Consider the following 12,775-nt stretch of genomic DNA (forward strand, 5'->3'; position numbering starts at 1 on the left):
GGGTTCGGATAGTTCCCCGTCAAATCGCCGCCCGCAGCCGTGGTCGTGTATATGCCGTTGGTGACCGTTTCCGCATTGCCGCTGATGTTGCCGATTATGGGACTGTTGAACGTCTGTGTCCCGCTCCAGGTGTGCGACGCGGAATAATGGCTGTCCGCTATCGCCGGGTTGGGATAGTTCCCGCTAAGGTCGCCGCCCGCAGCGCCCGTCGGCGCCGCGCCGGTTATCAACACATTCGTCGCGGAAATTATCCGCCCTTTCGCGTCAACGGTGAACTGCGCCACCTCGGTGGAGGTGCCGTAGCTGCCGCTGGTTACGGGGGTGGCGGCAAGCTCCGGGTTCGGATAGTTCCCCGTCAAATCGCCCGCCGCAGCCGTTGTCGTGTAGATACCATTCGTAACCGTCGCCGCGTTGCCGCTGATGGAACCGGCTATCGTGTCCGAAAATGTCTGCGTCCCGCTCCAGGTATGCGGCGCGGAATAATGGCTGTCCGCTATCGCCGGGTTCGGATAGTTCCCGCTAAGGTCGCCCCCCGCAGCGCCGGTAGGCGCCGCGCCGGTTATCAACACATTCGTCGCGGCGCTTATCCGGCCCTTGGCGTCAACTGTGAACACCCCTACCATGCTGCCGCTGCCGTATGCTCCCGCTGACACTCCGGTCGGAGACAGCGCGGCGGCAGCCGCGCCGCCGCCTATCGGCCCGGTGGCGGAAACATCCCCGATGATGGCGGTTATGTAATTGCCCAGCGGCTGCACCGTTGACAGGTTTACAGACGCCGCAGGCACCGCGCCCGTCAAACCCGCCGCATTGAGATTTGTCAGCGCAGCCCCGCTGACCGCAGGCAGCGCGCCGGAAGAATCCAGCTTCACCAGTTTATCCGCGGCATTGAACACATTGCCCTGCAAGGTCACCGAGGACGCCTTCAGCTCAAGCGGCGCGCCTGCAACCCCCTGCCCTGAAAATTGCTCCCCGTCCGCCGCCACCGAGGTAAGCAACGGGTAATACTGCACGCCGTCCGGGCTTACCCGGAAGCTGCCGTCCGCGGAGGAAAAATACAGCAGACCCGGCGCCGCCGGCGGCGGCGTGAGCAGGCCCTTGAGCGTCAGATACCCCTGCGCGGATATGGTTGATTGCCCCACATACATGTCCGACGTGAACTCCGTGCGCCCCGCAAACACGTTGGCGCCGGTGAACGTGTTGCTGGAAGCCGGGGAAATGGCCCCCTCTACGTGCTTGGCATACAGGGCGTACGGCGTGGCATAAAACCGCTCGCGCGAAACCGTCGCAGCGCCCACGCGCACTTCCAGGTACGGGTCTATGGCGCCCCAGGGGATGTCCACAAAGCTGTACCCCTGCGCGCTGTCCACGCCGAGTATGTAGCGGAAGATGCCCTTGTTGACAACCACGGATGTTGAGTTGGACAGCCAGTATTCCGTAGTTCCCGACTGGTCGGTGATGCGGAATGTCATGCCAACGACGCCGTTGTGCACCGCATTATTGAGACGCAGCGTCCCTTGGTAGGTCACCGCATACGGCCCGCCCGCAAACGCAGGCAGCGCAAACGCCATAAACACTGCCGCCGCCGATACAAGGCGGCGCACACGTCTGGCGATATTGCGGGCCGGGTTTGACATGGTTTAAGTCCCCGATGCGGAAATTACGCTCTTCACACGCTCCAGCAGTATTTCAGGAACCACGGGCTTGGTCATGTAGAGGTCCACATTGCCGGTATAGGCCTCCAGATGATCGCTCTCGTCGTCACGGACGGTGAGCATTATCACGGGCAGCTTTCTGGTGCGCTTGGCCGCGCGCACATGCTTGACGAAATCCAGACCGCTTATGCCGGGCAGATTCCAGTCCACCAGCACGGCGGCAGGGATGAATGCCTCCAGCATGCGCAACCCCTCTTCCGCGGACATGGCGGAAACCACCTTGTATCCCCCGGCCTCCAGGATACGGCGGAGGATTATGTGAAAATCCTCCTCGTCGTCAACAACCAGGACAGTGCTTTTCTTTTCCATAAGCCCTCGCGCAGTGAATGAGAGACGTGGTATCTTACATATACACTATCACCCCATTAGGCAATTATTGGTCAAGAGAAAGTCAATCAAATATCAACTGTTTGCTGGCAGCAAAAAAGCAAAAAAATCCCCCGCCTCTCCAAGTCAGAGGCGGGGGAGCGTTCGCAAAGCGCGGCGGATTACTCTACGGTTACGATATTCCTTCCCGTCAGGATGTCGGCGCTGTAATTTGTAACGCCCGTCTTGGGTTTGCCCCAGTCCAGCGCCCTGGGACCGGCGTTATAGCCCCAGAGAACTTTCTGCGTGGCCCAGTCCGGCATTTTGTCGTTAGGAACTCCCCTTAGCGACGAATACTTCTTCCGCATCTGGTCAAACAGGTCGTTGAGTATCGTGGCGCCCAACCGTATGTTTGTCTGCGGGTCCGACAATTTTTTCGGGTTATCGTGATACTTGCCGTTTTTGGCCGCCATCGCGGCGGTGGCGGGCATTATCTGCATGAGGCCGCAGGCCCCGACACCGCTGCATACTTTGGCTGAAAATCCGCTTTCCACCGCAGCCACGGCCTTGAGCAGGCGCGGGTCCATGCCGTTGCCGCGCGTTTCGGCGGCTTCGTCAAAGTACGCGTCGTATTTATGGTTGTTGCCGGCGCCCTTGAAAAAGTCCGGCCCCTTGCACCTGTAGCCGTTGTTGCCGCCGCTGGAATTCGGAGCGCAGCCGTAAACGCCATCGGAACCCCTGCTTGCGCCGGACAAGGAGGACTGCCCGGAAGCGGCGCGGCCGCCTGAAGACGCCCGCCCCCGCGAACTGCGCCGGACCGACGGCCTGGAAACCGCCGCGCCGGACCGCCGCGCCGGACGCACCGACGCCGAAGCGCCGGAAAACGAGACAGAACCGTCATAGACGGTGTTCAGCCGCTTGTAAGCCGCCGAGCCGCCGGACGCCCCGGATATGCCTGATAATCTGGAAAATGAGCCTCCGCCGGAAGCGCCGCGCATTTCAACGGACTGGCCGCCCCATCCCGCGGAAGATATACCGCCCCCCTGGCTTATGAGGGACTCCTTCCGGTTTGCAGCCACTGGAGGCGCCCCCGCGCCGCCGGAAACACTGCCGGAGGACACTTCCACGTCGTTGCCAGCTTCGGGAGGAGACGCTGCGCCCGCGCCGCCGGAAACGCCATCCGATGAAGCCGCTTCTCCGGCTTCAGGATTTAGGGCAGCCACCGTGCTGCGGTCCGCCTCCGTGCCGGCGGAAGCCGTATCCCCGCTGACAGCAAACATGTCCGCACCGGCAGAGGCCGTGTCTGTGCTGATGGAAACACCGTCGTTTTCCGGAGAATCCCCGGCCAGCGCCGCCCGCGTGGCAGGGCAGACAATCGCAATCAAGGCGGATAAAAGCATGGCGAAAAATCTCATCGTTCCTCCTCCGGCTGCGGCGGAGCAATACGGACGCCAACGCTCCTGCTTTTCGCATTAAGAGGGTATCATTCGCGCAACCCCTTTGCATGGGCCAAAAGTCCTACGCCCGGATGGGACTTTAGACCCGCGCGGCGGAAGGCGGCCCCCAGGTACAATTTACTCATTGCTGGAAAAATCATCACGGAGGTAAGCCATGAAATTAGTACTTGCGACGATGCTTGCGCTGGGAGCATTATCCCGTCCCGCCGCGGCGCAGAGCGATGCAAACGCGGACAGACAGGAATTCAGGAATTTGCTGGGTTCGCTGGCCACACAATCCCAGTCCCGTCCGCTTGAGTGCAAGCGGATGTACCTGATGCAGGAATTCGGCGCGGAAGAGGCGGATGTTCAGTACGCCTTCTCGGTGCAGGACTATTCAAGCTACAAGGATGCGTTCTTCCTGAACTACGTAGACGAGAAGAAAAACCATTATTCGGCCTTCGTGGCCTACGAGGGCGAGAACGGCAATATCAAGGGCAAGCTCAACGTCATGAAGACGTCGTCCGGCATGCTCTATCAGCACATTCTCCGCACCGGCCCGGTCGCCAAGGACTATATGGAACTGTCCGTGTCGGACGGCAAGCCCTACAGCCTGTCGTATCTGAAAACCGATAAACAGGGAATCGGCACATTCCGCATTTACTGCAAGGCAGCCCAGGGAGAATAGTTCCCGCCTGCGCTGCGGCGGACTAAGCGGAGAACAACAACCCCTCCGCGAAGTCTGGCAAACCGTACTGCCGGCTTGCTTCCATAACCGCCTTTCCGGCCCGCCGGAAAGGCGGAGCTTTATGTGCATAACCCCGGAAAAGCGGGAAGGACTTTGTGCCCGCCATGAATTCCCGCCCATTCATTCCAGCAGCAGTTGCCGAACGCTCCCTCCAAAATGTATATTTCATGTTGACCTTTTGAGTTGCCTGAGGAGACTATGAAAGCGTTGATTCTCTTGCTGGGTTTTGCTCCGGCGGCTTTTGCCGGCGGGCCGATAGTGGCGGGCTCCACGGTAACATTGGAGCAATGCGTCGGCATCGCGCTGGGAAACGACCCGGACATGCAGTCGCTGTCCTATACCGAACAGGCGCAGCGGGACGTCTACGCGCAGACCAAATCCGGCTATCTTCCTTATTTGTCGGCGGAGGCGGGGTTTGCGTCCAATAAATCCAGCCAGCTCAACGAGGCGGACCGCTACACCACAATCGGCGACTACGATTCCAAATCCGCCGCCCTGTCGCTTAAACAGCTTGTCTTTGATTTCGGAAAAACGCCCGCCGCCATGCGCGCCGCCTCCTCCGGTGCCGAGTCCGCGCGGCAGGACATAGAGACGCAGGCCATCGCCGTCGCCAACCAGGTGAAAAAATCCTATTACGCGGTGCTTTTCAGCGTGCGCGGGCTTGCGCTCAGCGACGAGATTCTGGAACAGTACCGCAAAAACCTCTCCTACGCCAACGCGCATTACGAGGCAAAGATAAAACCCCGTTACGACGTCACCAAGGCCGAAGCCGACCTTTCCGGGCAAATGCTCAACAACATACAGGTGCGCAATAACGTTCTGCTGGCGCAGGCATATCTCAAAAACGCGATGAATTTGGTTGACGCGCCGGATTTCTCCATCAGCGACAATATGGATTTTGTCAAATATCCCGTCAATCTTGCCGAAATGCTGGCGAAAGCCTATGCCCAGCGCCCGGATTTGCGCTCGCTTGAATATCAGGCAAAGGCGGCGGAGCAGTCGCTTAAAAGCGCCGCCATGGACAGGCTGCCGGCGCTAAACGGCTCGGCGGGATACGGATTTGCGGGGACGCAGTCGCCCATATCGCGCGGCTGGAACGCGGGGCTTTCGCTTTCGGCGGATTTGTTCACCGGGCTGCGCAAATCCGCCCGCGTGGCCGAACTGGAAAACCGGCTGGCCGCGCTGCGCTCCAGGATGGATTCTCTTAAGCTGTCCATGGATTTGGACGTTAAAACCCAGTATCTGGCGCTGACGCGGCTGGAGCAGGCCATAGCCACCGCCAAAGAGCAGGTGCGCGCGGCCACGGAAAATCTGGACATCGCAAACGTCCGCTACCAGACCGGCCTCAGCGCGCCGGTGGAAATTTCGGACGCGACGGTAACATACAACAACGCGAAGATGAATTTATTGCAGTCGCTCTACGATTACAAAACGGCCCAGGCCGATATGGAGCGCGCAACCGGGAGCAGATGATGATAAAAAATATCGCGGTTATTCTGGCATTGGCGGCGGCGTGCGGCTGCCACAAAAAACAGGCCGGCACGGAGGACAAGTCTGTTCCCGTTTCCGTGGTGAAGGCCGCGCAAAAAGACGTTCCCATAGTGCTAAACGCCACCGGCACGGTGGAGCCGATAAAAACCGTCAAGGTCATGGCGCAGGTGGACAGCCGCGTCACCAAAATCCATATCAAAGACGGGCAGCGGCTCAAGCAGGGCGACCTTATAATGGAACTGGATGCCGAGCCTGCCCGCCAGGCGCTGGCCAAGGCCAAAGCCCAGCTTGCCCAAGACATGGACAGCATGGCTTATTCCAAAGTCCAGGCCCAGCGCTATAACGAGCTGGTCGCAAAAGGCGCCGCCGCCCAGGCCGACGCGGACCAGAACGACACCGCCTATAAAACCGATTCCGCAAAAGTGGACGCGGACAGGGCCGCCGTCGCCCAGGCGCAGATAGACCTGGATTACACGCAGATAATTTCGCCCATGGACGGCAAGGCCGGCTCGCTTCAGGTGCACGAGGGCGACATGACGCAGAAAAACTCCACCACTTTGATAGTGGTCAACCAGATGTCTCCCATATACGTCAAATTCTCGGTGCCGGAGAAATACATCCAGCAGGTGCAGACGGCAAAGCACGCCGGAACCGTGCCGATTTCCGCCGCGCCCGAAGGCGCGCAAAGCGCCGCCGGAACGTTGGTTTTCGTTGATAACGCCGTCAACAGCGACACGGGGATGATAATGCTGCGCGGCTCTTTCCCCAACAAAAGGGAAATACTCTGGCCAGGCCAGTTCGCGGCGGTAACCATGACGCTGGGCACGGAAAAAGGCGCGGTTACGCTGCCGTCGGCGGCGGTGATGTCCAGCCAGGACGGCAAATCTGTTTTCGTGCTCAATCCCAACAACACGGTGTCGCTGCGCAAGGTCGCGGTGGACCGCGTTTACGGAGACGACTGCGTCATAACAAACGGCCTCGCCAAGGGCGACACCGTGGTTTCCGACGGGCAGATACTGCTCAAGGACGGCGCGGCAGTGGAGATAAAAACCGCTGTCCCGCAGCAGTAGGACAATACAATGCATATTTCGGGATTGTGGATACGCAGGCCCGTAACGACCGTGCTTACGATGTGCGCGGTTCTTTTTTTCGGGCTGGTCTGCTACAAGAAGCTGCCCATAAACAACCTGCCGGCGGTTGATTTCCCGATAATAGTGGTCAACGCCTCGCTGCCGGGGGCCACGCCGGAGATCATGGCGGCCACCGTGGCAACCCCGCTGGAAAAGCAGTTTTCCTCCATAAACGGCCTGCTGTCCATGACCAGCACCAGCTATCAGGGCAGCACTCAGATAGTGCTGCAATTCGCGCTGGAGCGCAACGTGGACGCCTGCGCGCTGGACGTAAACTCCGCCATATCGGCGGCGTCGGCCTTCCTGCCGATGAACATGCCATCCACCCCCACTTTCCAGAAAGTAAATCCGGCGGACTCGCCCATACTCTACCTGGCGCTGACCTCGGACACGCTGCCCATGTCGCAGGTCAACGAGTATGCCGACACCACCATATCCCGCTATTTCGCCACCATAGACGGCGTCTCGCAAATCCAGCTTTACGGCACGCAGAAATACGCCGTCCGCATACAGGTCAACCCGGACAGGGTGTTCGGCCACGGGATGGACCTCTCCGACGTAAACTCCGCCATAAAAGCGGGCAACGTAAACCTGCCCGGCGGCCTGCTGGACGGCGAAAACCAGTCCTATACGGTTGAAACCAAAGGCCAGCTGATGAACGCCGCCGGCTACAACAACCTGGTGGTGCGCTACGAGCAGGGCTATCCTGTCAAGGTTAAAGACATCGGCAATGCCATAGACAGCGTGGATTTCGACAAGACCGTGGCCTGGTACGGCGACCACAAAAAGCAGGGCCAGACCATCATCATCGCCGTGCGCAAGCAGCAGGGCGCCAACGCCGTGGAGGTGGTGCGCAAAATCAACGCGCTGATGCCAAAGGTCCGCGCGCTGATTCCCGCCTCGGTGGAGATACACAGCGTCTACGACGAATCTTATTTCATTGAAGAATCCATAGACGATGTGCAGTTCACCCTTATCCTGACCGTGCTGCTGGTCGTGGCGGTGATATTCATATTCCTGCGCTCGCTTACCGCCACGATTATCCCCAGCATAGTGGTTCCGCTTTCGCTGGTGGCGACTTTCGCGGCGATTTACGTGCTGGGGTTCAGCCTGAACAACCTCTCGCTTATGGCGCTGACTTTGTCGGTGGGCTTTGTGGTGGACGACGCGGTGGTCATGCTGGAAAACATAGTCCGCCGCATGGAGGGCGGGGAAAATGCGATGGACGCCTCCATGCGCGGCTCAAAGGAGATAGAGTTCACCATCATCTCCATGACCATATCGCTTGTGGTGGTTTTCGTGCCGATAATATTCCTGGGCGGCATAGTGGGGCGGCTGTTCAGGGAATTCGCTGTCAGCATAGGCGTGGCGATACTGGTGTCGGGCTTCATGTCGGTGTCTTTGACGCCGATGCTGTGCAGCAGGCTCATCAAAATGAAGCACGGCGGCGAGGGCGAAAAGAAAAACGCATTCATCGCCTGGACCGAGAAAATGCTGGACGCCATGTCCGCCTACTACGCGCGCACGCTTAGAATCGCGCTTGGCCACAAGATGATTTCGCTGTGGGTTACGGTCATATCGCTGGCGGGCTCCGCATGGTTTTTCAAGGTGATGCCCAAGGGCTTTATCCCCAGCCAGGACCGCAACCTGTTTCAGGCCTACACCCAGGGCGACGATAAGGCCACCTTCGCCCAGATGACGGCGCACCAGCAGGCCTTAAACGACGAGGCAAAGAAACTGCCGGAGATGGACAAGTACATCTCCATTGCGGGCCTCAACAGCCTCAATTCCGGGCTTATATTCGTCTCGCTGGTGGACGCGCACGAGCGCAAAGCCACCGCCGACCAGGTGATGAACCGCCTGCGCGAGAAGTTTGAGCGTATCCCCGGCATACGCGCCTTCCTCAACAACCCGCCGCCGATAACGGTTTCGGCGCATCAGACAAACGGGTTGTGGCAGTACACGCTGCAAACCAGCAATCTGGACGATCTTTACAAATACGCCCCCATGATGGAGGCCAAAATCGGCTCGGTGCCGGGCCTGCTCAACGTCAACTCCGACCTTCAGCTTAAAAAACCCAAGCTGATAGTGCATGTGGACCGCGACAAGGCGTCTTCCGTGGGGCTGACGCTTTCGGATATAGAGGAGTCCATTTATTCCGCCTACGGCTCGCGCTACGTCTCCACGATATACGGCGACACGAACCAGTACTACGTCATCCTGGAGCTGCTGCCGGAATTCCGCCAGGACGTAAACGCGCTTTCAAAGATGTATATCAAGCCTCCGTCGGGCAAAATGGTCGCGCTGGGCACAATAGCCAGCATAGAGCAGACCGTCTCGCCCATAAGCGTCAATCATAAGGGGCAGATACCTTCGGCCACCATTTCGTTTGACATAGCCCCCGGACATTCCATAAGCGAGGCGATGGCGGCCATAGAAAAAATCTCGCGCGAGAACCTGCCCGCCGGCATCAGCGGCGATTTTGAGGGTTCGGCCCAGTCGTTTGCCGACTCTTTTGCCAGCCTGGGGTTTTTGCTGATTGTTACGGTGTTTGTGATATACATAGTGCTGGGCATACTCTACGAAAGCTACATACACCCGGTAACAATTCTGTCCTCGCTGCCGCTGGCGGGTTTCGGCGCGCTTTTTGCGCTGTGGATATTCCGCATGGAACTGGACCTCTACGCCTTTGTGGGAATCATCATGCTGGTGGGCCTTGTAAAGAAAAACGGCATCATGATGGTGGACACCGCGCTGGAGATTGCCCGCGACCGCAAGACGGATTCCGAGGAGTCCATTTACCAGGCCTGCCTGCTGCGCTTCCGCCCGATTATGATGACCACCATGGCCGCGCTGCTGGGCACGCTGCCGATTGCGCTTGGCATAGGCGCGGGCGGAGAGTCGCGCGCGCCTATGGGCGTTGCGGTCTGCGGCGGATTGTTCTTCTCGCAAATGCTGACGCTCTACATCACCCCAGTTTTCTACATCTGGTTTGACAGACTCTCCGAGAAATGGAAGGGGCGGTAAGGCAGGCAGTTAGCCCGGAAATCGCAGTTGGATTGCGGAATTCGCCGAAAAAACCGCGCCACACTACCTTCACAAAATCATCCTTTCCCGCAGTGAGACGCGCGCGGATAAGTCCGGCATTATTTTGCGCTTTTTCGCCTCGGTCCTCGCGCCAACTGAAACATTCAGGTGAATCTTATCCGGGAGAAGTTTACTTTTTGCCGGGGCCGACGGAGAAATGGACGCCGTTGTCTATCTGATTATGCGCCGGGGCCGGAGCCGCCTGCTGCGGCGCCGCCGGACCGGGAATGCGAATCGTCCCGCCATGCTCGCGCATCATGCGGGCGGCTTCGTAGCTGGTTTTGGCGGACTGGTTTTTCGGGTCCAGCTCAGAGGCGCGCTTGAACGCGGTTTCCGCCTCGCCCCACAGCCGCAGCTTGGATTTGAACAGGCCCAGGCTCATGTACGCCTCGGATGATTCGTGGGTATGGCCCTTTTGGCGGCAATAGGGAGCGTTGATATTATCCTCGTATTCCCTGCGGGCCATGTCCGTCTGCCCCTTGGCCTCGTAAATGCGCGCGCGGTGGTAATAGGTGTACGGAAAAACCGGGTCCAGATTGTGATACAAGCTGAAGGAATGCAAAGCCCTGTCCAGATATTTGTTCGCCTCGTCGGGATTTGTTGTTACGAGGGAATCGTGCTTTTTCATGTAAAGCTCGCCAAGCTGGTAGAAGGTCTGCACATAATTGGGCGCAAGCTCGCGCAGCCTGCTGTAGTCGGCGATAGCGCGGTCATAGTCGGTGCGGGGGGCATTGTCCTCATCCCCCCATTCGGGGCGATACTGGGGAACAAGGTCAAAGCGGTCTTTATATACATTGCCGCGGAAATAATAGGCCATCACAAATGACGGGTCGTATTTGTTGACCAGATTGTAATAGGAGAGCGCGCTGCCCCAGTCCCGCTCCTTGGAAAAATATATCGCCAGGTTGTGATACACATTCGCCCGGAAAAACCCCCAGAACAGATTCATCGGATAGAGCATGGCCAGTATTATCAGCAATGCCGCCGCGCCGTTGGCCATCCAGGCCGTCCTGAGAAATTTCCAGCACAGCCAGGCCGACATCGGTATCATCACCACCCAGGCAACATGCCATTGCAGGAAATCGCCGAAGGGCATGGTGTCGGCCAGCGGCCCCTGCAATTCCGAGAACTGGCCCCATATGGAAAACAGCAGCCACAGCAGCCCGCCGAAGGCGGCAAGGCGCAGCGGCCACAGCCAGGCGGAGGGTTCCGGTTCCTCGTTTTTTGGCAGCAGCGCGGCGGAGGAATAATCCGTCTGATGCGTCTCGTAGAGCGCCTTTCCCCTGGCTATGGCAATCACAAGCCCAGGCAGCAGGCCGAAATATATCCCGGAAGAGACAAAGCGCATGCTGACGTCAAAGAAGTTATGCGCCATCATCGCGGCGAAGGCAGCCAGGTAGCCCAGCAAATCGTAGGCGCGGGGAGGGGGGCGCAAATCCGGGTCTTCCAGCAGCGCCCGCGTCTGCGCGCCCAGCGCGCGCAGTCCGGTAACCACGGTGAAAACTATTATCCACAGGAACAGCCCGAAACCCAACAGGCCGTTGTCCATCCACTGTTCCAGATATTCATCCTCCGCATGGTCGGTTTCGGTGTTATGCTTGCCCTCTATGTGGAATATCTGCGGGCGGCGGAACGCGGGATAAATGACCTTGAAAGTCCCAACCCCGGTGCCGGTGAAGGGTTTCGTCTCTATCATCTCCCAGGTGGAAAGCCAGGTGAACACGCGGAAATTGACGGAATTCATCCTTTTCGCGGCAAACACCCCCACCAGCGCGGCGCAGCCCAACAGCACGGACAGCGCAGCGGCATTGATGGCGACTTTATACCGCTCGTAATACCGCCGCAGGAAAAACACCGAATACATCGCCGTGAATATCGCGGAGGCTATGCCGAACCCCATCCACGCGCCCTTTGTCTCGGTGAAATAGAGGCAGGCGGCGTCGGCCAGCAGAATCGGAATGTACCAGAAAGAGCGCGTTTTCAGATACTGCGCCAGAAAAACGAAAAACACCAGCAGCGCAAAATCGGCGAAGAAATTGGGATTGCCGTAGGTGGAAAAAACGCGCGGCCCGAACGCCGCCCGCCACACAAACGGGTCCAGCCGCACGGACGAATGGCGCGCGTAAAACTGCCAGTCCGCTATCTGGACCAGGCCGTAGAGTATGGTAACCGCCGCGCCGGCCAGGAATATTTTCGTAAAGCGGTTCACCGCCTTCTCGTCAAATTCGGAAATGACCACCACCGAAACGCCGGTGTAGACCATATAGCGCACGAAATCGTCCACCGACAGCCATTTGTACGGCGCGTTCAGGAAAGACAACACGATATAGCCCATGTAAAGCAGGAAAGGCGACAGGAAAATAAGGTCCTCTTTGCGTATCGCCTTTCTGCCCTCAAGCGCGAGCAGGCAGGTCCACAGCGCAAACAGCGCCAGCCCGCCCATTTGCAGCAGAGTTATCTTGACCTGCGCCGAATCGTAGGTGCGCAGATAAAAAGCGTTGGAAATAAGGACGTAAAGGAAAGGCACCCACCAGTGTATGGCGCCGCGCAGATAATCCACTGCCGGGGATAGCGCCGCCTGAGCAGCGGCGGCGGGAGATTTTTTTTCTCTTGCCATCAGAATAAGCCGAGGATGGGACTTGAACCCACAACCTATCGCTTACGAAGCGATCGCTCTACCGTTGAGCTACCTCGGCGCGTTTTATAAGTATACCGAATCTAGGACGGTTTGGCGAGTGCGAGAATTATCCAATGCAAGATGAGCCTGAAGGAATGCTCGTTTCCAACACAAGATGAGCCTGAACCGCGCTGAAATCGTCCGTTTGCGCTCTGTCGTTCGTAAACTAAGCCATGACGCTGGAAATG

At 58.5% G+C, this 12,775-nt stretch carries 8 protein-coding genes and 1 tRNA gene; 4 read left to right on the forward strand and 5 right to left on the reverse strand.

Annotated elements, in window-relative coordinates; translation table 11 throughout:
• The 3 genes from WC421_11400 to WC421_11410 form a co-directional block, all read right to left on the reverse strand.
• Positions 1-1,634: hypothetical protein (locus WC421_11400; protein MFA5162833.1), on the reverse strand; the 1,634-nt coding region annotated here is incomplete at its 3' end.
• Between the two features lie 3 nt (positions 1,635-1,637).
• The gene (locus tag WC421_11405; protein MFA5162834.1) at positions 1,638-2,021 is read right to left on the reverse strand and encodes a response regulator; all 384 of its coding nucleotides are present in this window, start codon (positions 2,019-2,021) and stop codon (positions 1,638-1,640) included.
• Positions 2,022-2,200: 179 nt separating this feature from the next.
• Positions 2,201-3,433: a transglycosylase SLT domain-containing protein gene (locus WC421_11410; GenBank protein MFA5162835.1), complete on the reverse strand. Its 1,233-nt coding sequence runs from the start codon at positions 3,431-3,433 to the stop codon at positions 2,201-2,203.
• 196 nt (positions 3,434-3,629) lie between these two features.
• On the opposite strand from WC421_11410, the gene WC421_11415 reads away from it, so the two are divergent.
• From WC421_11415 to WC421_11430, 4 genes are all read left to right on the forward strand, one after another.
• Positions 3,630-4,142 carry a hypothetical protein gene (locus tag WC421_11415; GenBank protein MFA5162836.1) on the forward strand — a complete coding sequence of 171 codons (513 nt, stop codon included), beginning with the start codon at positions 3,630-3,632 and terminating at the stop codon, positions 4,140-4,142.
• A gap of 258 nt (positions 4,143-4,400) precedes the next feature.
• Positions 4,401-5,675, forward strand: a complete 1,275-nt coding sequence (locus WC421_11420) for a TolC family protein (protein ID MFA5162837.1) — start codon at positions 4,401-4,403, stop codon at positions 5,673-5,675.
• Positions 5,675-6,763 carry an efflux RND transporter periplasmic adaptor subunit gene (locus WC421_11425; protein MFA5162838.1) on the forward strand — a complete coding sequence of 363 codons (1,089 nt, stop codon included), beginning with the start codon at positions 5,675-5,677 and terminating at the stop codon, positions 6,761-6,763. The genes WC421_11420 and WC421_11425 overlap by 1 nt, the downstream gene beginning before the upstream one ends.
• A 9-nt stretch (positions 6,764-6,772) precedes the next feature.
• The gene (locus tag WC421_11430) at positions 6,773-9,850 is read left to right on the forward strand and encodes an efflux RND transporter permease subunit (GenBank protein ID MFA5162839.1); all 3,078 of its coding nucleotides are present in this window, start codon (positions 6,773-6,775) and stop codon (positions 9,848-9,850) included.
• A gap of 190 nt (positions 9,851-10,040) precedes the next feature.
• Here the strand turns inward: WC421_11430 and WC421_11435 are convergent, their stop codons facing one another.
• Complete coding sequence (locus WC421_11435; protein ID MFA5162840.1) at positions 10,041-12,527, reverse strand: O-antigen ligase family protein; 2,487 nt, start codon at positions 12,525-12,527, stop codon at positions 10,041-10,043.
• Positions 12,528-12,534: 7 nt separating this feature from the next.
• A tRNA-Thr gene (locus tag WC421_11440) sits at positions 12,535-12,606 on the reverse strand.
• Positions 12,607-12,775: the final 169 nt, after the last annotated feature.

This window comes from Elusimicrobiales bacterium (genome assembly GCA_041651175.1).
Taxonomy (GTDB): Bacteria; Elusimicrobiota; Elusimicrobia; order Elusimicrobiales; family Elusimicrobiaceae; genus JAQTYB01.